The sequence below is a fragment of the Iodobacter arcticus genome (genome assembly GCF_042664895.1).
Classification (GTDB): Bacteria; Pseudomonadota; Gammaproteobacteria; order Burkholderiales; family Chitinibacteraceae; genus Iodobacter; species Iodobacter arcticus.
Map to the genome: position 1 here is coordinate 347,878 of NZ_JBHTBQ010000014.1, position 22,946 is coordinate 370,823.

The 22,946-nt window shown below is 48.4% G+C and carries 18 protein-coding genes; 11 read left to right on the top strand and 7 right to left on the bottom strand.

The genetic code is table 11. The features are described from left to right. Positions 1-33: 33 nt before the first annotated feature. Entirely contained in the window at positions 34-1,443 is a 1,410-nt protein-coding gene (gene glnA / locus ACFQNF_RS09665; RefSeq protein ID WP_380187779.1) for a type I glutamate--ammonia ligase, read from the bottom strand. A 405-nt stretch (positions 1,444-1,848) separates the two neighbouring features. On the opposite strand from glnA, the gene ACFQNF_RS09670 reads away from it, so the two are divergent. The 7 genes from ACFQNF_RS09670 (at position 1,849) to ACFQNF_RS09700 (ending at position 12,065) form a co-directional block, all read left to right on the top strand. Further along, positions 1,849-2,301 (top strand): rhodanese-like domain-containing protein, encoded by a 453-nt coding sequence (locus tag ACFQNF_RS09670; RefSeq protein WP_380187780.1) that lies wholly within the window; start codon positions 1,849-1,851, stop codon positions 2,299-2,301. 74 nt (positions 2,302-2,375) lie between these two features. Continuing rightward, complete coding sequence (gene aroE / locus ACFQNF_RS09675; RefSeq protein WP_380187781.1) at positions 2,376-3,188, top strand: shikimate dehydrogenase; 813 nt, start codon at positions 2,376-2,378, stop codon at positions 3,186-3,188. Between the two features lie 17 nt (positions 3,189-3,205). Further along, positions 3,206-3,892, top strand: a complete 687-nt coding sequence (mtgA, locus tag ACFQNF_RS09680) for a monofunctional biosynthetic peptidoglycan transglycosylase (protein WP_380187841.1) — start codon at positions 3,206-3,208, stop codon at positions 3,890-3,892. A gap of 125 nt (positions 3,893-4,017) precedes the next feature. Continuing rightward, on the top strand, positions 4,018-5,058 hold the full coding sequence (locus ACFQNF_RS09685) for a tetratricopeptide repeat protein (RefSeq protein WP_380187782.1): 1,041 nt from the start codon (positions 4,018-4,020) through the stop codon (positions 5,056-5,058). Between the two features lie 62 nt (positions 5,059-5,120). Further along, positions 5,121-6,137: a tetratricopeptide repeat protein gene (locus ACFQNF_RS09690; protein ID WP_380187783.1), complete on the top strand. Its 1,017-nt coding sequence runs from the start codon at positions 5,121-5,123 to the stop codon at positions 6,135-6,137. 268 nt (positions 6,138-6,405) lie between these two features. Then, on the top strand, positions 6,406-7,905 hold the full coding sequence (locus tag ACFQNF_RS09695) for a tetratricopeptide repeat-containing diguanylate cyclase (protein WP_380187784.1): 1,500 nt from the start codon (positions 6,406-6,408) through the stop codon (positions 7,903-7,905). 251 nt (positions 7,906-8,156) lie between these two features. After that, positions 8,157-12,065 (top strand): DUF3683 domain-containing protein, encoded by a 3,909-nt coding sequence (locus ACFQNF_RS09700; RefSeq protein ID WP_380187785.1) that lies wholly within the window; start codon positions 8,157-8,159, stop codon positions 12,063-12,065. Positions 12,066-12,117: 52 nt separating this feature from the next. Here the strand turns inward: ACFQNF_RS09700 and ACFQNF_RS09705 are convergent, their stop codons facing one another. Further along, entirely contained in the window at positions 12,118-12,294 is a 177-nt protein-coding gene (locus ACFQNF_RS09705) for a hypothetical protein (protein WP_380187786.1), read from the bottom strand. A gap of 5 nt (positions 12,295-12,299) precedes the next feature. Between ACFQNF_RS09705 and ACFQNF_RS09710 the strand changes: the two genes are divergently transcribed. Next, complete coding sequence (locus ACFQNF_RS09710; protein ID WP_380187787.1) at positions 12,300-12,791, top strand: aminotransferase class I/II-fold pyridoxal phosphate-dependent enzyme; 492 nt, start codon at positions 12,300-12,302, stop codon at positions 12,789-12,791. Next, complete coding sequence (locus ACFQNF_RS09715; protein ID WP_380187788.1) at positions 12,746-13,486, top strand: aminotransferase-like domain-containing protein; 741 nt, start codon at positions 12,746-12,748, stop codon at positions 13,484-13,486. Before ACFQNF_RS09710 ends, ACFQNF_RS09715 begins: the two co-directional genes overlap by 46 nt. A 284-nt stretch (positions 13,487-13,770) precedes the next feature. Here ACFQNF_RS09715 and ACFQNF_RS09720 read toward each other — a convergent pair whose 3' ends face one another. Both ACFQNF_RS09720 and cysS read right to left on the bottom strand, forming a co-directional pair. Continuing rightward, the gene (locus ACFQNF_RS09720; RefSeq protein ID WP_380187789.1) at positions 13,771-14,133 is read right to left on the bottom strand and encodes a hypothetical protein; all 363 of its coding nucleotides are present in this window, start codon (positions 14,131-14,133) and stop codon (positions 13,771-13,773) included. 126 nt (positions 14,134-14,259) lie between these two features. Next, entirely contained in the window at positions 14,260-15,636 is a 1,377-nt protein-coding gene (gene cysS, locus ACFQNF_RS09725; protein WP_380187790.1) for a cysteine--tRNA ligase, read from the bottom strand. Between the two features lie 242 nt (positions 15,637-15,878). Between cysS and ACFQNF_RS09730 the strand changes: the two genes are divergently transcribed. After that, positions 15,879-16,292: an HIT family protein gene (locus tag ACFQNF_RS09730; RefSeq protein ID WP_380187791.1), complete on the top strand. Its 414-nt coding sequence runs from the start codon at positions 15,879-15,881 to the stop codon at positions 16,290-16,292. Then, on the top strand, positions 16,289-17,863 hold the full coding sequence (locus ACFQNF_RS09735) for a hypothetical protein (protein WP_380187792.1): 1,575 nt from the start codon (positions 16,289-16,291) through the stop codon (positions 17,861-17,863). The genes ACFQNF_RS09730 and ACFQNF_RS09735 overlap by 4 nt, the downstream gene beginning before the upstream one ends. A 55-nt stretch (positions 17,864-17,918) precedes the next feature. On the opposite strand, the gene ACFQNF_RS09740 is transcribed toward ACFQNF_RS09735, so the two are convergent. From ACFQNF_RS09740 to ACFQNF_RS09750, 3 genes are all read right to left on the bottom strand, one after another. Further along, a complete protein-coding gene (locus ACFQNF_RS09740) occupies positions 17,919-19,508 on the bottom strand; it encodes an HD domain-containing phosphohydrolase (RefSeq protein ID WP_380187793.1) in 1,590 nt (529 codons plus the stop codon). Positions 19,509-19,646: 138 nt separating this feature from the next. Beyond that, on the bottom strand, positions 19,647-21,986 hold the full coding sequence (locus ACFQNF_RS09745) for an ATPase, T2SS/T4P/T4SS family (RefSeq protein WP_380187794.1): 2,340 nt from the start codon (positions 21,984-21,986) through the stop codon (positions 19,647-19,649). 183 nt (positions 21,987-22,169) lie between these two features. Beyond that, on the bottom strand, positions 22,170-22,934 hold the full coding sequence (locus ACFQNF_RS09750; RefSeq protein ID WP_380187795.1) for an MBL fold metallo-hydrolase: 765 nt from the start codon (positions 22,932-22,934) through the stop codon (positions 22,170-22,172). Positions 22,935-22,946: the final 12 nt, after the last annotated feature.

Below are 22,946 nucleotides of genomic sequence, written 5' to 3' on the forward strand. Positions count from 1 at the left end.
CCAGTGCGGGTTTTGAACATTTAATCGATTAGATTAAAGGCTGTAGTACATATCGAACTCAACCGGGTGAGTGCTCATGCGGATGCGGTTTACTTCTTGCATCTTCAATTCGATATAGCTGTCGATCCAGTCATTGCTAAATACGCCGCCACGAGTCAGGAACTCACGGTCTTTATCTAGCGCATCCAGTGCTTCATCCAAAGATGAGCAAACTGTTGGGATCAACTTGTCTTCTTCTGGTGGCAAGTCGTACAGGTTTTTGTCTGCAGGATCGCCTGGGTGAATCTTGTTTTGCACGCCATCCAAGCCGGCCATCAACAGTGCAGAGAAGCACAGGTATGGGTTAGCCAATGGATCTGGGAAGCGCGCTTCAATACGACGGCCTTTGTCTGACGATACGTGTGGAATACGGATCGAAGCAGAGCGGTTGCGTGCGGAATATGCCAGTTTTACAGGCGCTTCATAATGCGGAACCAAACGCTTGTAGCTGTTTGTGCCCGGATTAGTAATCGCGTTCAAAGCTTTCGCGTGCTTGATGATACCGCCGATGTAGAACAGGGCGAATTCGCTCAAGCCAGCGTAGGCATTACCTGCAAACAGGTTTTTGCCATCTTTCCAAACCGATTGGTGAACGTGCATACCGCTACCGTTATCGCCAACGATAGGTTTTGGCATAAAGGTGGCTGTCTTGCCGTATTGGTCTGCTACGTTGTGCACCACGTATTTCAGGATTTGAGTCCAGTCTGCGCGTTGTACCAAGGTGCTGAAGCGAGTACCAATTTCGTTCTGGCCCGCGTTGGCTACTTCGTGGTGGAACACTTCAACAGGTACGCCTAGCTCTTCCAGAATCAGTACCATGGTGGCACGGATATCTTGGTGGCTATCAACAGGAGGAACTGGGAAGTAACCGCCTTTGAGACGTGGGCGGTGGCCTTTATTACCGCCTTCTACTTTATTGGCTGTCGCCCAAGCGCCTTCATCGGATTCAATCTTGTAGAAGCAGCCTGACAGGTCAGAGCCAAAACGGATGCCATCAAAAATAAAGAATTCTGGTTCTGGGCCAAAGTAAGCCGTGTCACCCAAGCCAGTGGCTTTCAGGTATTGCTCAGCACGCTTAGCAACCGAGCGTGGGTCACGATCGTAGCCCTTGCCTGTATCTGGCTCTACAACGTCACATGTCATAAACAATGTTGGTTCGTCGTAGAAAGGATCGATGTTGGCAGTCGATGCATCTGGCATCAACAGCATGTCGGAGGCTTGAATGCCTTTCCAGCCAGCAATGGAAGAGCCGTCGAAAGCATGGCCAGTTGTGAACCATTCTTCGTCAACAACGTGCGAAGGAACAGTAACGTGCTGCTCTTTGCCCATAGTGTCGGTGAAACGCAGGTCAACAAACTTGAGGCCGTTTTCCTGGATAAGGTTGAGAACGTCGGCTACTGCCATCTTGGTATTCTCCAAAATTGTTGCGAGGGTAAAAGTAATAAGGTGTCCGGCATTGGCCGGTATAGGGATTTATTTAGCAATAACTATGCCAATGTTTAAAACGTTTGAATCCATTGTGCCATAAACGATAATCGTGAACTACCTATGCACCATTATGGTGAGCCAAACGTATCTTGCGTGCTTTTTTGGTGCGATACCAGCACTGTTTCGTGCCGATCCTATCTTAGGTTTTTAGAGCTGCTGAAATCTAGGCTGCTGTGTGAAGTTTTTTTAAAGCTGAATGGATTGTAATCCGACTTATAGCTTTGGGGTTTGGTTCCTTTCTTGTAAAACAAACTTATCTAACAGGCGATGCAGCTCAGGGTAAAATATGCGGATTAAACGCCACACAAAGAGAGAAGTGCGATGAGCCATGTCGATACCATTTTGCAACAAGCCCATGAGCGTGCAGTACTTTCAAGTTTATCTTACCGTGGGGCATTAAGCCCCTCAGAAGCCGCCGCTCTATTAGCAGCGCTGCCTGATGCAAAGCTGGTGGATGTGCGCACTCATGCGGAATGGCAGTTTGTAGGCTTTGTACCTGATTCAGAAATGAATGAGTGGAAGCATTATCCAAAAATGGACCTAAACCCTAATTTCTTAAGCACCTTGCAAGCGACAGTTGATCCACAAGCGGTGGTGATGTTTTTGTGCCGCACCGGTGCGCGCTCGCATGATGCTGCTGGGCTGGCTGCAGCTAATGGCTATAGCAATGCTTTTAATATTCTGGAAGGCTTTGAAGGTGATAAAAATGTCGCTGGCCAGCGTGGTCAGGTCAATGGCTGGAAAGCGGCGGGTTTGCCGTGGACGCAAGGCTGATCTTGCTAAAGTGATCAATATGCTTAGCAATATGCTTAGCTTGCGCATTGCCGCTGGCCTTATATGGACGCGTTATGAAATATCTTGTACTGGGTAATCCGATTGCGCATAGCAAATCGCCGCAGATTCATCAAGCCTTTGCCGCGCAATTTCATTTAGAAAACTTTGTTTACGAGCGCTGTCTTGCACCACTCGATGGCTTTGCTACGGTCGTGGCCGATTTTGTGGCCGCTGGTGGCAAAGGCGCAAATGTGACCGTGCCATTTAAAGAAGATGCTTTTCGCCTTAGCGCCGTGCTTACTCCGCGTGCGGCGGCTGCAGGAGCGGTCAATACGCTGAAAGTAAACGCCGATGGCAGTTTGCTGGGGGACAACACCGATGGTGCTGGCTTGGTGAGTGATTTGCTTCGATACGGCTCTCTTGCTGGTAAGCGGATATTGCTTCTAGGCGCTGGCGGCGCGGCAGCGGGTGTTTTGCAGCCTCTACTGGCCGAGCAGCCGAGCAGCCTTTGCATTGCTAATCGCAGCCCAGAGCGGGCTCAGGCTTTGGCGCAACGCTTTACCAGCCAGGCGCTCCCTGTGCAATCGTCTGCTTTTGAAGCGATTAACGGGCCATTTGATGTGGTGATCAATGCCACCTCAGCTAGCCTATCTGGGCAAAATTTGGCTTTGCCTGCCGGTATTTTTGCTAGCGGTTCTTTGGCTTACGACATGATGTATGGCAAGGGTGAGACGCCATTTTTAGCTGAAGCGCGGCTTGGCGGGGCTCTGCAATGTGTCGATGGCCTTGGGATGCTGGTGGGGCAGGCTGCAGAAGCGTTTTATCTATGGACAGGTTTGCGTGCTGATGTGGAGCCGGTCTTGGCGAGCATGAGGGCGGCTTTGTAATGGCCAAACAACGCTCAATGGTTGGCTGGATAGGCCGGGCTGTGCTTTGCATACTGCTGCTTTTTTTACTGTGGAATCTATGGATATTGGGCCACATCCTAGCGTGGAAATGGATGGATCCATCCGCCACTTCTTTTATGCGGGAGCAGCTTGGTCAAATTCAAAAAGAAAACCCAGAGGCAGAGTTACGCCATCAATGGGTGAGCTACGCGCAAATTTCCCCCAATCTGAAGCGGGCTTTAGTGGCGAGTGAAGATGCTAAATTTCTGGACCATGAAGGCTTTGATTGGGAAGGAATCCAGGTCGCCTGGGAAAAAAATGTTAAAAAAGGCCGCATTGTGGCGGGTGGCTCGACAATTAGTCAGCAGCTGGCTAAAAACTTGTTTTTATCGAGCGGCCGCAATCCTTTACGTAAGGCAGAAGAAGCCATTATCACGGTTATGCTTGAGGCCATATTAGATAAGCGACGGATTTTTGAGATTTACTTGAATGTAATCGAGTGGGGCAACGGTGTATTTGGTGCCGAGGCTGCTGCACGTTATTACTACAAAACGTCGGCTGCTCGTTTGAGTGCAAGTCAATCGGCCAAATTGGCCTCAATGGTAACCAACCCGCGTTATTACGATAAAAATCGATCTGATCGTAAGTTACTTCGTAAAAGTAGTATCGTTTTACGCAGAATGCCTTACGCAGATATTCCTTAGTGTAAAATTATTTAGTCAAACTGTGTATTAATTTTCAATTAATTAGTCAGTTTGTGCGAAAGATATTGAGTCAGGGAATCAAACAGAATACTCTGCACAGACTTATCTTTCCGATGGCTTTTTACATGCCTCAACATGCTGAAATATTAAGCTTATTAAGTAAGTGTCACCGCCTGATTGTTCCTGAGCCGGAGCTGGCCTTGCGCTCTGTGGAAGAAGCTTATTTCCTATTTTATGATTGTAAGCTTAATGATGTTGAGCTGCTGGTACGCATTACGCTTCCCTATGCCCGCTTGCTTTTTTCTTTTGGCAGAGTCGATGAATCGCTTGCTGTTCTGTTTAAAGCCTTAACTCAAGCTGCGCTTTGTAGTCATTTATCCGTGCAGGAAGAGCTGCTGCAAGAGATTGCTTTAACTTACTACACCTTGGGCGATTATCAGGAAGCAGGTGAATACTGGGCCGATTGCTTATCTCAAAATGCTTTTTCTGAAGTGGCCAAGCTAAATGCCCTGATTGGCATGGGAATGATTCAGTTTGCACATGGGCATATTGAGCAGGCTCTAGCGCTTCATCAACGTGCGGTTTCCCTGCTAAATAGTCAAATGCCCGCTGTGCTTCATGCACGGGCCTGGATTAATCTGGCGTCTGCTTTTTTTCAGCTCAATCAATGGCATGAAAGCCAGCATGCTTTGGTGCTGGCTTTTCCTTTTGCGCAGCAGGCAAAAAATCAAGAGTTTATTGGTGAGATTTATATCTATATGGCAAAAATAGCCTTGGAAACCAACAACTTAGATATGGCAAAGCAGAAGCTTGCTCAAGCCAAAGCAAGTTGTGCAGAATGGCGCTGGGGCGATATTTTGCAGCAGCTTTTGCATGGGCGTATTTTTCTGGCCAGCCAGCAGGTAGAGCAAGCGATTTTTTGCTTTAAAAACGCCCTAGAAAAAGCCAGTGAGCTGGGTTTTGCTCAGCACATGATGGACGCTCATCATTTACTTTCCATGGCCTACCAGCGAATCGGCAATAAAGAGCTGGCGGAGTATCAATATGGCTGCTATCAAACCGCGTGTATTCGTATGAATATGCCCGCTAAAGCCTGTGATAGCCATACGATGCAGGGCTTACTCAGCAAGCCTGCACCGAGTCTTGGAATGCTGCACTGCGCATAGCTTCATGTTTTTATAAATGTTAAAATGCCGCTCGTAAACTACCAGTCAACTTGGTGTCAATAATGCTTGTGTCCTCTGTTGATCAGCTTATTCAGCAAGCTAAAAAGTTAATCTCTTCGCGCAGCGTGGATTCACTTGCTTTTGCGACGCAAGCCAGAGATCTGGCGGTAGAGCTGGGTTGTCGCATGAGTGAAGCGGCGGCACTCACTGTGTATTCCAGCGTATTACAACTTTTTGGTCGCCACCGTGAGGCCATCGATATTCTGGATAAAGTGTTGGATATCGCAGAAACCGATGAACTGGGCGTTTGGCGTGGAGAAGCCTTACAGCTGATGGGCCGCCATACATACACATTGGGTGAGTATGAAAGTGCCGCCCGCTATTGGTGCCGTTGCTTAGAGCTTTCCACCCAAGCTATTGAAACCACGCAGCGTTTATGTGCTCATATTGGTTTGGGGCAGCTTTATTATGCTCATGAGCAATTTGAAGTGGCATTAATTCATCATAAAATGGCTCAGGATCTGGCAAAAAAAGAGCATGATGCGAATTACCAAAGTATTTGCCTGATTAATATTGCGGTTGATTTATTTGGTTTAAATCGCTTAGATGATGCAATGTCGATTGCTAGGCAAGCATTGCCTTTGGTGAGAGCTGAAGGCAATTATGAGCTAGAGGCTGAAGTTTATAGCGTGTTTGGTTTAATTCGATTAGCGCGCGGTGATGTTGAAAGAGCCAGAATGAATTTTTTAGTGGCGTTAAAAATAAACCGCTTGCATATTAATACCTGGAATGAGGCCGCTAATTTACTGGCTTTAGGCCGCTGCTCTTTAGCTAATGCGGAGTACGATGCGGCCATTGATGAGCTGCAAAGGGCTTTAAGTTTGGCAGAGGTAATGGAATCACAATATTTGCTGGCAGAAATCCACGAAGCATTTGCGATTGCTTATCAAAAAATGAATAAGGCTGAGCTGCAAGAAAAGCATGAAACGGCACACAAGAATTTGCGCGTGTTGCTTTTAGAGCAATCGGCTTCTGCACAGCTTAGATCGATGGAAATGGATTTACTTGTTCCTAGCTGATGCCTGCATATTAATGTCTGTGCCTTCAAATGTGGACTAAACTGGTTGTTTATGTTTTTGTCATTATTAGTAAGCTGCTTTCCTTATTTAGAATAATCCACCGGTATGTAAACTTTCAACTTCGAATTGAAAGTAAATTCTTATAAAATACCTTGGTATTATGGATTAGTATGTCTTAATTTAATGGTAGATAGAAACGAGTTAAATCGCCTATATGTTTAGTAATGATGCCGTCATTCATTTTCGTGCTCCCCCAATGAGCTTACCGATGAAGCCAAAATCGCCAGAATTAAAAGGCCCGCAAAATAGGCGTGCTGATTATAATTTGCGCTATGCACAAGATTTGCTGGTGCAGGCGCGTGTTTTGGCTCATTGCTTTGATGAAAGCATGGCTTTAATGCGGCATAGCTTATTGCTGGGTGAGGAGTTTGGTTTTCGTGAGCATGTAATGCATTGCTTGCAAGAAATTGCAGTCGCTTATTATGCGCAGTGTGAATACGATTTATCTTTGCAATATTGGTCGTATTGCTTGGATGTGTCTTTAAATTTATCCAATGATGAAGCGTATATCCAGGCGCAAATTGGCATTGGGCAAATTTATTTTGCCCATGATGATTTTGCTGCTGCTTTAGAGCACCATCTTCAAGCTGCAGAATCGCTGCCAAGAATAAATAATCATGTGCTAAGCAGCTCCCTACTGATTAATTTGGGTGCAGATTATGTGCAGCTCTTGCAATATGCTGAGGCGATCTCTGCATTACAAGAAGGTTTGTTATTTGCTCAAAAAGCTAATCATTCACAGTATATTCCTGAAGCTCTGGGACTGATAGGGCAGGCGCAATGGGGTTTAGGCGATCGTTTATCTGCTGAGCAGACTTTACAATCTGCATTAACATTGAATCGGCAAATTAATCGGCTTTGGGGCATGGCATCTAATTTATTGGCCTTGGGTCGGCTTCATCTGGTTGAGAAAAATACATTACTGGCTACCACTTATTTAACTGAAGGCTTATCTAAAGCGATGGAAAGAAACGCTTTACATATGGTTTTTCAGTTTGAGCAGCTATTAGCCGAGCTGGCAGAGTTACGAGGTAATTATCCTTTGGCATTAAGCCATTTTAAGCGTTTTCATTTTGGTAAAGAAGCGATCAAGAGTCAGCTTTCACCGCATAAATTGCAAGCCATGAAAATGCAATTAGAAATGGAAAGTGCTCGTTTAGAAAACGCAGATTTACGCCGCCAGCGTGCGAGCCAGCATAGAGAAATACAAAGGGTTGAGCGTTTGGCTAGCTATGATGGCCTTACGGGTATTTTGAATCGTCGTGGTTTGGAAGAGCAGGGCTGCGAGCTGTTTCAGCGCCAGCGCATAAACCGGCAGTCTTTATCGGTATTAATGATTGATGTGGATCATTTTAAGCGGGTGAATGATGGCTGCGGCCATCCGATAGGCGATAAAGTATTGCGGCAAATTGCTGCGCTGCTTAAATCGGGTTGCCGGCAGGATGACTTGGTAGGGCGCTATGGCGGGGAGGAGTTTGTGGTGCTGTTGCCCAATCATGAAGGCGTGGCCGCTATCGAGGTGGGCGAGCGTTTGCGCGGCTTGGTAGAAGCATGGATCTGGTCGCGAATTCATCCTGAATTAAAAATTACCATTAGCGTGGGGATTGCTAGTACTTTGGATGATGCTTCTTTAGAGGCCTTGCTCAACCGCTCGGATCAATGTCTTTATCAGGCCAAGCAGCAGGGGCGGAACCGAGTGGTGGTTTAGTGGCTACTTGCAGTGTCTGGCACAGGGTATTGAGCTGAACCTACGTGATTTTGCTAGCAAAAATGGTAGTAAAAGTACGCCATTCTGTTGCATTCGTGTGAAGGTTTTATTCTGTTGAAATAGTGCTAAGCCATAGAGGACGGGCGTTTAAGGGGGCCGGGGCTATGTCCCCACAAAAAATGGGTCTATAGCATAGGGGGTTTTCCGATAAAATTGGGCTTCCCATGATCCGCAAGCCCTAAGAGTCCCCCATGGCCGAGCCTATTACTACTCCCATCCCACCGCAATCTCATTCTGTGCATGATCGTGTGCGCGAAATTCCCTATAACTACACTTCGTTTTCTGACCGCGAGATTGTGATTCGCTTACTTGGTGAAGATGCTTGGCAGGTGCTTGATGATTTGCGCCAGCAACGTAAAACCGGCCGGTCTGCGCGGATGTTGTTTGAAGTGCTGGGTGATATTTGGGTAGTAAAACGCAATCCCTATCTGCAAGACGATTTACTCGATAATCCTAAGCGCCTGAATATGCTGGCCGAGGCCATGCACCATCGTGTGCACGAGATCGAAAAACGTCGCCAAGAAAACACCCAAGTTGCACTCCTGATTGATCGCACCCGCGAGGCAGTAGAGCGCTTTGAGCGCGAGTTTATTGATGTGGCTTTGCTGCGCCGTAAAGTGCTCAAAAAAATGGGCCGCCTTACCCGTAATGACAATATTTGTTTTGATGGCTTGGCGCGAGTCAGCCACGTGACTGATGCTACTGACTGGCGCGTTGAATACCCTTTTGTGGTGCTGGCACCGGATACCGAAGAAGAAATGGCCCCGCTGGTGGCTGCCTGTATCGAGCTTGGCCTGACGATTATCCCGCGTGGCGGTGGTACAGGTTATACCGGTGGTGCTGTGCCATTAACGGCACTCTCTGCCGTGATCAATACCGAAAAACTAGATCAGCACAACGGTGTTGAATACCGCGAATTACCCGGTGTAGCAGGTAAAGTTGCAACGATTCAGTGCGGTGCAGGCGTGGTGACCCGCCGTGTGATGGAAACTGCCGAAGCGGCGGGTTTAGCCTTTGCAGTTGACCCAACTTCAGCCGATGCTTCCTGTATTGGCGGCAATGTGGCGATGAATGCCGGCGGTAAAAAAGCTGTGCTGTGGGGCACGGCGCTGGATAATCTGGTGAGCTGGAAGATGGTTGATCCGGACGGCAACTGGATGTACGTCGAGCGCATGGATCACAATATGGGCAAGATCCATGATGCCAAACAAGCCACATTCCGCATTCGCAAATTTAAGCCCGATGGCAAAACGCTGATTAGCGATGAAAACTTGGTGATCCCTGGCAATAAATTCCGTAAGGAAGGCTTGGGTAAAGATGTTACTGATAAATTCCTCTCCGGCCTGCCGGGCATTCAGAAAGAAGGCACCGACGGGCTGATTACCAGCGCCCGCTTTGTGTTGCATCGTATGCCCAAGCATGTGCGCACGGTGTGTTTGGAATTCTTTGGCGAAGTTAGCCGTGCCGTACCATCGATCGTAGAAATCAAAGATTATCTGGATGCGCATACCAGCGTGCAGCTGGCCGGTTTAGAGCATTTAGATTGGCGCTATGTGCGCGCCGTGGGTTATGCCACCAAGGCCAAATCCAAAGGCCGCCCCAAGATGGTCTTGATTGCCGATCTGGTTTCTGATGACGAAGACGCGGTAGGGCTGGCATCTAGCCACGTGGTGCAGCTGGCTAATATGCGCGGCGGTGAAGGCTTTGTGGCGGTTACGCCGGAAGCGCGTAAAAAGTTTTGGCTGGATCGTGCCCGCACTGCGGCGATTGCTCGTCACACCAATGCCTTTAAAGTAAACGAAGACGTGGTGATTCCTTTGCCACGCCTTGGCGAATATTCCGATGCCATTGAGCGCATCAATATCGAGCTGTCGCTGACCAGTAAGCTGGAGCTACTCGATAAGCTGCAAGATTTCTTTGCCCATGGCCGTTTGCCGGTGGACGCAGGCGATGCACCGGTGAGTGCCGAAGAGCTGATCGGTGATCGTCGTGAAACAGCCTTAGCCTTGATCGAAAAATCACGCCTGCACTGGCAGTGGATTTTTGATCACCTGGATGATTCATTCGAGCTGTATCGCGCTGCATTCCCGACCATGCCTTTAGAAAAAGAGCTGATCGGCGGTGATATCCCGCAAAGCGTATTTTTAGCGCTACGTGATTTTGTGCTGCGAGTCAGCTGGAAGCGCGAGTTGCTGGCTGGGTTGGAGGCACTGTTTTCTGGCCGCACCGATAAATCCATTATGGAACTGGTGTTCGCTATTCAGCAGAAAGTGCTGAAAGGCCGCACTTGGGTCGCCTTGCATATGCACGCTGGCGACGGCAATGTGCACACCAATATTCCGGTGAATTCCGACGATTACGAAATGCTGCAACGCGCCCACCATGCCGTGGCACGGATTATGGGCGTGGCTAGAAATCTGAACGGCGTGATTTCTGGCGAGCACGGTATTGGCATCACCAAATATGAGTTTTTGACGCGCGAAGAGTTGGCCCCGTTTGAAGCGTATAAACAACGCGTCGACCCGAACGGCCACTTTAATAAAGGCAAGCTGATGCCCGGCGCGGATTTGGCCAATGCCTATACGCCATCATTTAGCTTACTCGGGGCCGAATCGCTGATCTTAGAAGCGTCCGACATCGGCGAGATCAGTAATAGCGTCAAAGACTGCCTGCGCTGCGGTAAATGTAAGCCAGTTTGCTCCACCCACGTGCCGCGCGCTAATTTGCTGTACAGCCCTAGGAATAAAATTCTGGCTACCGGTTTACTGACCGAAGCGTTTTTATACGAAGAGCAAACTCGTCGCGGTGTATCGCTCAAGCATTTTGATGAGCTAGGCGACGTGGCCGACCATTGCACGGTTTGCCATCGCTGCTTAAACCCTTGCCCAGTGAATATCGATTTTGGCGATGTATCGATCGCCATGCGTAATTTCTTGCGCAAAGAAGGCAAAAAGAAATTCAACCCCGTTACCGCCATTGGTATGGGTTTCTTAACCATAAAAGATCCTGCCACCATCAAGTTGATTCGCAAGGTGACGATCGAGTGGGGTTATAAAGGCCAGCGCCTAGCGCATGCTGTGGCGAAACGTATGGGCTTACTTAAGCCTGCTTTGAAAACACCGCCCGCCACGGTGGGCAAGGCGTCGATCAAAACGCAGGTGATCCACTTTATTAATAAGCCCATGCCAGGTGGCTTGCCGAAGAAAACTGCCCGCGCCTTGCTGGATGTGGAAGACTCGACCGTGGTGCCGGTGATTCGCGACCCGCAACGTCTGCATTTGAAGGAAGAACAAGAGTCGGTGTTCTACTTCCCCGGTTGCGGCTCAGAGCGTTTATTTAGTCAGGTGGGCCTTGCTACACAAGCCATGCTTTGGCATGTGGGCACGACCACGGTGCTGCCGCCGGGTTATCTCTGCTGCGGCTACCCGCAAACATCGGGCGGCGAGAAAGACAAGGGCGATAAGATCACCATGGATAACCGCGTGTTATTCCACCGCCTTGCTACCACGCTGAATTACCTCGATATCAAAACGGTGATTGTGTCTTGCGGCACCTGCATGGATCAGCTGCAGAAATATCAGTTTGAGCTGATTTTCCCCGGCTGCCGTCTTCTAGATATTCATGAATATCTGCTGGAAAAAGGCGTGAAGCTAGCAGGCGTAAGCGGCGAGCGTTATATGTACCACGAGCCATGCCACACCCCGATGAAGACGTATAAAGGCATCGATGTGGCTAATGAATTGATGGGGCAGAAAGTAGAGCTGAATGACCGATGCTGCGGCGAATCCGGCACTTTTGGCGTATCCAAGCCGCAAATCGCCACGCAGGTTCGTTTCAGAAAAGAAGAGGAAATGAAAAAGGGCGCAGATAAATTGCGTGCTGAATCGGCCGCGTTAGATCCGGGCGCTAAGCCCGTAGCCGTAAAAATCCTCACCTCCTGCCCATCGTGCTTGCAAGGCTTAAGCCGCTACAACGACGATTCAAGCACTACCGCTGATTACATCGTGGTAGAAATCGCCAAAACGGTCTTAGGTGCAAACTGGATGCCGGAGTATGTAGAAAAAGCTAGAAATGGCGGGATTGAGCGGGTGTTGTTGTAACTCTCGTTGATTCGTCTGCACTAGAAAATGGGCACATGGTGCCCATTTTTTTTTACGCTGGCTGAATCAGTAGCGGCCAAGCCATCTCCTCATAAAGCACTTCAGCGGCGAGTAAGCGTATTCCTGCTGGGCCGCTTTCGATGATGCGTTTTTCATCACGGGCAATAAACAGCTTGCATTGAAAACCTTGCCCAAGGCTGGCTTTGCACTCAGGGCAGGCGCGGGACATTTGTTTTGCCAGCGTTGATCGCAGCAGAGCGCCCTTTGGCTAAGGCGAAAATGATCAAGGAAGTGCTGCCTGAGCTTGAGTCGCATCTCATTGATTTTACCGATGGGGTACCAGACTCGAGGTTGATTCCCTTTGATGTGCTGGGGCGAGCTTATCGAAGAGCCTTAATTGCAACGGCGCGGGCGAATCGTTTGGCTTATGGCGACCCGCGTGGTGAATTGCCCCTGCGCCAAGCGCTTAGCGATATGCTTAGTCAGGAGCGTGGCCTGAATGTAGGTGTCGATCAACTGTGCGTGGTGCGGGGCAGCCAGATGGGTATTTACCTTGCTGCGCGTGTTTTGTTAAAACCCGGCGATGCGGTGGCCTTAGATGCGCTGAGCTATCCGCCAGCAAGGGCCGCCTTTCAAGCTGTGGGCGAGAAACCTTTGCGATTGCGCAGGATGAATCGGGTATGCGGCCAAATGAGCTGGAGCAGCTTTGCCAGCAGCGCCGCCTGAAAGCGATTTATCTGACGCCCCATCACCAGTTCCCCACCACCACCATGATGATGCCGCCAGAGCGCCGTATGCAGCTGTTGGCGCAGGCGAACCGCTATGGTTTTGTGATTATTGAGGATGATTACGACTATGAATTTCATTTTGCTCGTCGTCCTGTTTTCCCCTTGGCGAGCATTAGCACGGCAGAGAATGTGATTTATATTTCTTCGCTCTCTAAAGTATTGGCACCGGGTTTACGGCTGGGCTATGTGTTTGGGTCACAGGATTTTATTGATTGCTGCGCCGCGGAAGTGATGCTGATCGACAGGCAGGGCAATTCGGTAACCGAGCTGGCCGTGACTGATCTGATGCAAAGCGGAGAATTGAAACGCCATATTCGCCGTGCGCTGCGTATTTATGAAAGCCGGCGCAATATCATGGCGGAGGAAATTAAGGCCTTAATGGGGGAAAGCGTGAGTTTTGATTTGCCCAGTGGCGGCTTGGCCTTGTGGTTAAAAATAAATCTGCTGCTAGATATGCCGCGTTTGCAGAGCGATGCAAGCAGACAGGGGGTGAAAGTCTTACTAGGCAGCAATTTCGCCGCAGACGGCCAAGCAATTCAAGCATTGCGCTTGGGCTATGGCAGCTTGGAGCCGGAGGAAATTAAGCTGGGAATTCAGCGCCTTGCTAGAGCGATGGAGCTGCAAATTAAATGATGATCAAGTGGCTATCAGTATTAGCCCAAAGAAATATATGTTGTATTTTTTAGCGTTTATATAAGAATGCTGGCCCACCAAAAGATGAAAATTATAGCGCTAGTTAACAATATTTTCCCTGAGTCTTTTTTAAGATGAAATGCGCCAATAATCAGCATCCCAATGAGGACAATACTGCTTATTGGCCAAAAAACAGTAAATATCATTGGCACTAGACAAGTGATATTACAGTCGTAAAGAGGAAAGGGACCTGCCATGGCTTTTTTATCCTCAATCAATAAAAATTATGATTGATCTGATTCAGAATTGCTTGTGCCCAGTGGCAGTGTTGCTGGTTCAGGACGATCACTTAATGCTACATAAATAATAAACAACACACTTAGGCCAGTATTTGCGATGGGTATAAGTACGGCTCCCAGCCCTGCGCCATATCCGCCGTCTGAGCCTGAAAATATAGCGATGCCCATTAATGGTGATAATAAAACACCGTTCATAATGAGTAGCCAAATTTCAGAAGATTTTTTTGTTTGTTTTTTTAGGCTCCATTTGTGAATAAGGAAGTTAATGACTAAGCCCGGTATTGCAATAATCATCCAAACAAATAGCAGGTTCATTTTTTTCTTCTCATTTTGATCACGGATTTTCACTAAGGTGGCTAAGTTGTATTTAAACAGACCCAGCTAAAATCACAATCAGGTGTTTATTTTTAAAGTCATTTAATAGCGTAGTGAGTAACTACAGGTGGCCATTGCGGCCACCTGCTCAGGCGTGGCTTAAATACCCTTCACAATCCACCCCTCCGCCGTATCCTCCACCTCATACCCCCACGTTTTTAACTCCCCGCGTACCTTATCCGCTGCTGCCCAGTTTTTCTCTTTGCGATATTGCTGGCGCTGTTCAGCCAGGGTTTGAATCTCAAAGGGAATGGCTGCTGCAACAGCGGGTTGCCAGGTGGCTAAACCTAAGCCTAATACTTCGTCAAACTTCCTCAGCGTGGCTTTTTTGTGGCTTGGGCCGAGATTGGATTTGAGTAGCTCCCACACCAGTGCAATGGCGCGGGGGATGTTGAGGTCTTGGTTGATTTCTTCGGTAAAGCGCGCCAAATAATCGCTATCGCACTCGTCACCATCGGGCAGGGCGAAGTAGTTGTCCCGTAGTCGGCCAAGGGCAGTTTGTGCGCCGCTGAGCGCATCCCAATTAAAATTAAGCTGGCTACGATAGTGTGCCGTTAAGCAAAGATAACGATAGGCAATCGGGTCGATGCCTTGATCGATCAGCGTTTGCAGGCGCAGGAAATCGCCGCTGGATTTGCTCATTTTGCTGGCGTCCAGCTGCAAGAAATAACCGTGCATCCAGAAATTTGCCAAGCGTGTGCCGTGGCAGGCTTGGTTTTGGGCGATTTCATTACTGTGGTGAATCGAGATATGGTCTTCGCCACCACAGTGAATATCAAACCAAGGTTCTAGGTATTTGGCCGACATGGCCGAGCATTCGATATGCCAGCCTGGGAAACCGCGCCCCCAAGGGCTTTCCCATTCCATTTGGCGGGCGCTGCCTTCTGGGCTGAATTTCCATAGGGCAAAATCTGTGGAGGATTTTTTCTCGCCCAGCGCCACGCGGCTGCCTGCATTGAGACCTTCGCGGTTTAAGCGGGCTAAATAGCCATAATCGTTTTGCTTGGCGGTATCAAAATAAACACCATCGCTATTGGCGTAGGTATAGCCTTTTTCTTCCAGTACCTGAATAAAGGCAATTTGCTCGCTGATATGCTCGGTGGCTTTGCACCAGAGTGTGGGCTCTAGCATATTGAGCGTGACTAAATCATTTTTAAATACGGCGCTGAAGTAATCGGCAATATCCCATGCGGATTTTCCCGATTTTCGGCTGCCGCGCTCCATTTTATCTTCGCCTTCGTCGGCATCAGAAACCAGATGCCCTACATCGGTGATATTGACGATATGGCGCACTTTATAGCCATTAAATTGCAGGGTGCGGCGCAAGATATCTTCGAATAAATAAGTACGCAAGTTGCCAATATGTGCATAGTCATATACGGTTGGGCCGCAACAGTACAATCCAACCCAGTCGGTGCGAATGGCTTGAAATGGCCTTAATTGGCGTTCCCAGTTGTCGTATAAGAATATTTGCATATTGGCTTGATCGGCATATTAGTTTAAAAAATGATTGTACTCAGAAATGGCGAGTTTTTGCGCAGCTTAAGCTTCAATGATTTGTTACGCTCTGTGTTAGATTCAACGAATTAATATGCTTTAAATGCAATATAAGATTGTGCTTGAGGCGGGTAGCGGCCGAGAGACGTGGCCTGTAAAATATGGGCGCTTATTAAGGCGAATGCTCAGTCTATAATGGCAAAAATGCAGGAGGGTGTTTAATGAGTTCAGAATGCGTGCTGTGTGTTGAAAATGGCGGAGAAGTCCTTTGGCAGGATGACTTTTGCCGCGTTGTTTTGGTGGATGAGGCGGGCTACCCGGGTTTTTGCCGAGTCATCTTAAAGCAGCATACGGCGGAATTCAGCGATTTAAATGCCGCAGATAGAAACCGCTTGATGCAGCTGGTTTTTGCTGTTGAATCGGCCATTCGCAGTACCTTGCAGCCGGATAAAGTTAATCTGGCCAGCCTTGGCAATATGGTGCCACATTTGCATTGGCATGTGATTCCCCGCTTTAAAGAAGATCGCCATTTTCCCGCACCGATCTGGGCCGAGGCGGCACGCCCCGATGCAGACAAGGTTTCCGCTAAGCAATTATTAGCGCTTAGAATTGCTTTGCAGGCCTTAACACAATGAGCCAGCTCCCCTTTACAGATGCACGTGGTGCAAAAGACTGGCTTATTTTATTGCCTTTAATTAATACGCGCGTTGCGCATGCCGAGTTGAGCAATGCCATTAAAGCGCTGGCTGTGGGGCATATTGCGCCTGTAGAAGCGCTGAAAGCTTTAGAGCTATTGCGTGGCTCTGTGCATGATGTGCAATTTGCCTTGCTGCCCGAGTTTGCTGCCAAGCCTTTGCCTTTAAGCGCTGCCGAGCAAACGCAATGGCAGGCTGCCTGTGATTTGTGGGAGGCCATGGCAGAGGCTTATGCACGCTACTGGAAAGAAGCCGAGCCAGAAGATTCACCTATTCATGAATACTTACCTTTATTGGCCGAGCGCACTTTACGCTGCATGGGTTTTGTTGCCCGTTGTTATTATGTGGTGGGGCGAAAAGTCTCTGATGCTTTGTGGGTTAAAATATTTGCGTATTATCAGCATGCTGAGCAATTGGCAATTAGCGATAAAAAAGTAAAAGATCGTTTTTTATTTATCGGTGATTCAACCACGCTGCACGCTGTTTTTATTCATATTTTATTACTTTCAGCTGCAAATCCTAATCAGTACACTTTGCGACGTTTGCTATGGCTTGATCAGATATTAGAATTGTTTGCTACTCGCAGCCAAATTGCTTTGCATGCACCTGCATTGCCGGGTAAAACGCCTTTGCAAATTGATTTAGCCACGCCCGGCAGCCCACAGCGTTTTGGCCAGCCTAAAGAAGGGCCGGATATTCGGGAAATCGATACGCTGGCATTAGCCCAGGTTTTATCCAAGCGAATTAAATTGCTACGCCAAGGTGAATTACCAGAAAAACTAGGTTTGGGTAATGAGCTGGGCTTGCAAGTAACAATAGATATTTTGTCTGATCTTTACCGGCTTTGGTGCGAGCATGGTACCGAGCGTGCCAGCAGGGAATTAAAAGCGCGTACCGTGCCGCTAATTTTGGGCCTATCTGCCCAGCATCGCTATGTGGTCGATGGCGATTACACCGCTCCGCCAGAAGAAGCGGTTCGCGTGGGCAGCCGTGATTTAATTAATATTCATCTGTTTGGTGATCTGACGCCTTCCAAGCAAAGCCATGAACCACCGCCATTACCACCGATCGAGCTATGGGATGTGGTGAATGAAACCGCTCAGGGCCTGCGTTTAACGCGTCTTGCTTCTGCAGGGGAGCGGATTAGTTTAAATCAACTGATTGTGGTGAAATCTTCAGCCCGATATTTAGCCGGTGTAGTGCGCTGGCTTGAAGAAAGCGATGGTGATCTGCATATGGGCTTGGTGTTATTGCCCGGTCTGCCTAAAGCGGCAGCCATAAGGCCGTGCGAGCCAGCCCGCGCCCATGCGGATTACACCGAAATCGTATGGCTACCCGCCATGCCCGTATTAAAAGCCCCCAAAACCATGCTTTTACCCAATGGCTGGTTTAGAGCAGGGCGGCAATGCGAGTTTTGGAATGGCGAGAGTTTAGTTAAAGTGAAATTTATCAGCTTAGTGGAATACGGCAGCAACTTTGAGCGGGTGCATTTTTCAGAATTAAAGATTTGATGGGTCTGGCGGCGAGAGCGCAGCTCTAAGCCGCCAGCAGTGGCCACGGGATGTTTTAATCCTGCCCACTTGCAATTCTCAATAATTTTTCTTCATCTACTTCATCAATTTGCGATGGTCCTAAGAATAATTCGGCGTAGTTTTTCCATACTTTTTCTTTGACAAAAATCTCAAATAAATCGCCATCAATATGCTGATCTTTAGCCATGCGCGCAAGAATGGTTAAGGATTGCGAGATCTTCATGCCGTCTTTATACGGGCGATCGCGGGCTGTGAGCGCTTCAAATACATCGGCAATCCCCATAATGCGTGCCTGAACACTCATTTGATCTTTAGTTAGCCCGCGTGGGTAGCCTTTGCCGTCCATTCTTTCGTGGTGGCCACCGGCAAATTCGGCGACGTTTTTTAAATGCTTGGGCCAGGGTAATGATTCAAGCATTTCGATGGTGACTTCAATATGGTGATTAATAATTTGTCGCTCGGCGGCGGTGAGTGTGCCGCGTGCAATCGATAGATTTTCTATTTCTTCGGGCGATAAAAAAGGGCTGAGGATTCCTTCGGGGTTAATCCATTGTTGCTGGCCTATGGTTCTCACTCTTTCGCAGGCGGTATCGGGCATAAATTCTCCGCCTGTATTGGCATGCTGTAAAAATGCTTTATCGGCTTCAATTTGCGCTACACGTTGTTTCCATTCTTGCTCAGTGCATTTACCGCGTAAAAAATCAATTTCAGCATCGCGCGCTAATACTTCAAAGCGGGTATCTACCAGCTGAATTCGGTCAAATATCGTTTGTAATTTGGTGGCTTTATCAACCACATGCACCGGGGTGGTGATTTTTCCGCAATCATGTAAAAGCCCGGCAATTTTTAATTCGTATCTACCCTGATTATCCATTGTGAAATCAGCCATGGGGCCATAAGTGGCATAGTTGACTGCTTCGGCAAGCATAACGGTTAATGCTGGCACACGCTGGCAATGGCCGCCGGTATAGGGCGATTTATCGTCGATGGCTAAGTTGATTAAATTAATAAATGATTCAAACAATTCTTCTAATTGATGAATTAAGCGCCGATTGGTCAGCGCAATAGCCGCTTGTGATGCCAGTGATTCGGCCATACTTTGGCTGTCTGCATCAAAATGGCTTAGTTGGCCTTGCTCGTCTCTGGCATTAATCAGCTGCAATACGCCAATGATTTCTCTTTCATGGTTTTTCATTGGTACGGTTAGAAATGATTTAGAGCGATAACCCACGCTGGAATCAAAGCGTTTTGTACCCGAAAAATCGTAGCCTTCGGCGGTATAAGCGTCTTTGATATTAATGGTGGTATCTTTATTAACCGAGCAAGCCACTACATTATTTAAGTTGGGCGTGCCATCGGTATGGCGCAGCATGACAGGCGGCAGATTGGTGGGGTGGCCGGTGGTGCCGCCCAAGGCGATTCCCAGCGATTCGGTAATCACAATCTCAAAATGCAGTGCGCCGCCTTTGATCAGATAGAGTGTGCCTGCATCTGCGTTAACCAGATGTTTAGCAGCAATCAGAATTGTTTCCATCAGCTTGTCGATATGATTTTCGCAAGACAGGGAGATCCCAATTGCATTGAGCTGCTTTAAGCGCTCGTGGAGAATGTGGTGGCTAAGCATATTGCATCTCTGTTTTGATCCGCGCAAAGCTACTCTGAACGCTGATTATTGCACTTAATCAGGCGCATCAATCTTGATTGTGGATGAACTACATTTTTGCCCTTCATTTTTATGGCTATCCGCAATATTTTGATCGTTTTATTTGATACAAACCGCACGAATCTGCGCCATATCGGTTAAGCCTTGTAGTACTTTTTCAATGCCATCTTGCTTTAGGGTGCGCATGCCTTCTTCTAGGGCGGTGGCAAGTAATTCCGCCACGCGGGCGTGCTCCTGAATTTGCTTTTTGACCATATCCGTACCTACTAAAAGCTCGTGTAGCCCCAAGCGGCCTTTATAGCCGGTGTTATTGCAGACATCGCAGCCTTTGGCGCGATAAAGGGTGAAATGGCCTTCTTTATTAGCAAACGATGCTACCCAGTCTTTATATACGGTCTCTAAGGCGAGCTCGGGGTCCTTCTGCCAGTCGGTTGTTTGCCTCAGCTCTTCGCTGTATTCATTCAGCATTCCCATGATTTCGGCTGCATCAGCGTCATAAGCCTCTTTGCATTTGCATAGCCTTTTGGCAAGGCGCTGCGCCAGAATCCCGAGCAGGGCATCGGCAAAGTTGAAGGGATCCATTCCCATATCTAACAGACGAATAATCGATTCTGGTGCGCTATTGGTGTGCAGGGTAGCCAGCACCAAATGCCCGGTGAGCGAGGCTTCAATACCGGTACTGGTGGTTTCTTTATCACGCATTTCCCCCACCATAATGATGTCTGGGTCGGCGCGTAAAAAGGCTTTCATAATAGTGGCAAAAGTCAGCCCCGCCTTATTATTAACTTGCACTTGGCGCAGGCCTTTTTGGGTGATTTCAACCGGGTCTTCTGCGGTCCATATTTTGGTGTCCGGCGTGTTGAGGTGTTTGAGGATGGAGTGCAGGGTGGTGGTTTTACCCGAGCCGGTTGGCCCGCAAACAAAAAACAGGCCATAGGGCTTGGCGATCACCGATTTTAAATGGCTGATGGTGCGGGTCGAGAGTGCGAGTTTATCCAGCGGTAAAGGCTCGCCCGAGGCCAGAATCCGCATCACCACATCTTCTACGCCGCCTTGGGTAGGAATGGTGGCCACACGCAGCTCGATATCGTAGCCGGGCACATATTTTTTGAACTTGATTTTGCCATCTTGCGGCTTGCGTTTCTCTGAGATATCCAGATCGCACATAATTTTAATGCGGGTGACGAGCGGGTTGCGGTAGGACGCTGGTACTTCCTTATAAGCGACTAAAGAGCCATCGCGGCGAAAGCGAATACGGGTTTTTTCATTGCCGGGGGATGGCTCGATATGAATATCAGAAACGCCGGTTTTATATGCTTCAACAATAATCTGGTTGACGAGTTTGACCAGCTCATTGTCTTGAGCTGCTGAGATTTCTTCGGGGGAAACCGGCACGGCGTCTTCTTCATCGACCATATTAGAGAGCAGGGCATCGATATTACTATCGTTGCTGGGCTCGCCAAAAAACAGATCGAGGGTTTTTTGGAATTCTACTTTGGTGCTGACCCGGTAAACGGCCTTTTTATTAGGGAAAACATGGGCCACGGTATGGCTGGCACGGATGCGTTCCGGATCGGTGGTTAGGATGATAATACCTTCTGTTTCCTCATCAACCGGTAGCCATTCATTTTCTGCGGCGTATTCGCGCTTGATATTTTTGAGTAAATCGAGCGGTTTAATTCTTTCCGGTTTAAACGCTTCGTAAGCCACTCCAAAATAGCCAGCCAGCGATTGGCCAAGGGGGGCGAGCGGTACTTGGTATTTTTCGCTGAGCAGTGATTCTATATCCCGCTTATCTCTTTGGGCTTCACGCAGGGCCACTTGTAAGGCAGCAGGCGTGATGATGTTGGCCGCGACAAGACCACCATATTTATGCTGGGGTGAAAAAGGAAAAGGCTGCTGCTGTCTTTGCTGCAAAGCAATGGCGAGTGTTTTGGCGAGTAAACGGATGCCGTCTTCGGTTTGCGCTTCAAAAGGGTGTTGCTGATTATTATTAATCAGCTGCACTACGCCGATCAAGGTGCCGTCCAGCTCGGCTAATAGGGGGGCAGCCAGCATTTCTCTGGCATGAAAGCCGGTTTGTTTATCGACTGCCTGTAAAAACTGTAGCGTGGGGCTGTAGCTGCTTAGTTCCTCGGCGTTATAGACATCGCGGATATTAACCAGCTGTTTATGGTTGGCCACAAAACCCGCCACGCTGCGATCATTCACCGGAATGCGCAGCTCTTTAAAGCCTTCCAGACCTGTTTTGACCCTAGAGGTCATTTCATTGCCGGTATCGTTTGCCACATAAATGGTGAGCCGCTCAGCACCAAACACTTTGCACGCTTCGCCACTGATTTCCAGCAAGATCTCATCAATATGCCGGGTTGCATGGATGCGATTGGTCAGGGCTTGTAGCTCATGCATAAAGTGTAGGGCGTTATCTTTTTGGCTCATGGTGATGGCTCTTGGAAGGCGGTGTCAGCTTGTGCTTGTTTGTCGGTTGGCTTGTTAGTTCGTTAGTTTGTGGCGCACTGTGCTTATCGCTGAGCGACTAAACCCATGTTGCATGTGGAGCTTCGAGTGCGCCCTAAGGGATTGTGTTTTAAGATTTGGGTTTTGTTTGCTGCGCAATATCAGTTAAAAATGGATGACTTGGTTTTGCTCTAATCTACTGATGGTTAAATGTAAGTTGTCTCTTAATATCTCTTGCATCGTGAGCTCAGAATCTGCTGGTTTCAAGTGGGTGACTAAAACCTGGCAGGGGCGGCTTAGGTTTTTGAGCTGTTCAAGCAAAGTAAGCGGGCAGAAGTGTTTGGCTGCGTTGGCCAGCTCGTATTCACGGTTGCTAAATGCGGTTTCGATAATCAAATGGCTTAGATTATCTGTGGCATTGACGATGTCCCAAAAGGCGACGTTGCAAACTGAATCGCCGCTGAAGATCACTGAATTTTTACCGCTATCTAGCTGATAACCTACGGCGGGTACGGTGTGTACGGCTGGAAGCGCGGTGATAGTGCATTTTTCAATGGTGCAGGATTGGCCCACATCGAGCGTGATATAACGCATAAATGGTGCGTCGTGATGAGGGATTTTGTTGAAATCTGGCCAAACGGCCCAATTGAAAATATGTTTTTTTAAGACATTTAAGGTGGCTTCGCTGGCATACACGTTCAGCGGGGTGCTACGGCTGCCCATAATGGTGTCGACCAGCATGGGCAAACAGGCGATGTGATCGAGGTGGGCGTGGGTCAGGAAAATATGTTCGATACGAGTGAGCGCGGTAAAGCTGAGATCGCCCACGCCTGTGCCGGCATCGATCAGGATCGAATCATTAATGAGGAATGAAGTGGTGCGGTTTGCGCCACCAATTCCGCCACTACACCCCAATATTCGTAAATGCATCGCGAGGCCTTT

Bases quoted from the DNA above. Each gene is read 5' to 3' on its own strand.
- glnA (WP_380187779.1), bottom strand. From the start codon at position 1,443: ATGGCAGTAGCCGACGTTCTCAACCTTATCCAGGAAAACGGCCTCAAG.
- ACFQNF_RS09670 (WP_380187780.1), top strand. From the start codon at position 1,849: ATGAGCCATGTCGATACCATTTTGCAACAAGCCCATGAGCGTGCAGTA.
- aroE (WP_380187781.1), top strand. From the start codon at position 2,376: ATGAAATATCTTGTACTGGGTAATCCGATTGCGCATAGCAAATCGCCG.
- mtgA (WP_380187841.1), top strand. From the start codon at position 3,206: ATGGTTGGCTGGATAGGCCGGGCTGTGCTTTGCATACTGCTGCTTTTT.
- ACFQNF_RS09685 (WP_380187782.1), top strand. From the start codon at position 4,018: ATGCCTCAACATGCTGAAATATTAAGCTTATTAAGTAAGTGTCACCGC.
- ACFQNF_RS09690 (WP_380187783.1), top strand. From the start codon at position 5,121: ATGCTTGTGTCCTCTGTTGATCAGCTTATTCAGCAAGCTAAAAAGTTA.
- ACFQNF_RS09695 (WP_380187784.1), top strand. From the start codon at position 6,406: ATGAAGCCAAAATCGCCAGAATTAAAAGGCCCGCAAAATAGGCGTGCT.
- ACFQNF_RS09700 (WP_380187785.1), top strand. From the start codon at position 8,157: ATGGCCGAGCCTATTACTACTCCCATCCCACCGCAATCTCATTCTGTG.
- ACFQNF_RS09705 (WP_380187786.1), bottom strand. From the start codon at position 12,294: ATGTCCCGCGCCTGCCCTGAGTGCAAAGCCAGCCTTGGGCAAGGTTTT.
- ACFQNF_RS09715 (WP_380187788.1), top strand. From the start codon at position 12,746: ATGCGGCCAAATGAGCTGGAGCAGCTTTGCCAGCAGCGCCGCCTGAAA.
- cysS (WP_380187790.1), bottom strand. From the start codon at position 15,636: ATGCAAATATTCTTATACGACAACTGGGAACGCCAATTAAGGCCATTT.
- ACFQNF_RS09730 (WP_380187791.1), top strand. From the start codon at position 15,879: ATGAGTTCAGAATGCGTGCTGTGTGTTGAAAATGGCGGAGAAGTCCTT.
- ACFQNF_RS09735 (WP_380187792.1), top strand. From the start codon at position 16,289: ATGAGCCAGCTCCCCTTTACAGATGCACGTGGTGCAAAAGACTGGCTT.
- ACFQNF_RS09740 (WP_380187793.1), bottom strand. From the start codon at position 19,508: ATGCTTAGCCACCACATTCTCCACGAGCGCTTAAAGCAGCTCAATGCA.
- ACFQNF_RS09745 (WP_380187794.1), bottom strand. From the start codon at position 21,986: ATGAGCCAAAAAGATAACGCCCTACACTTTATGCATGAGCTACAAGCC.
- ACFQNF_RS09750 (WP_380187795.1), bottom strand. From the start codon at position 22,934: ATGCATTTACGAATATTGGGGTGTAGTGGCGGAATTGGTGGCGCAAAC.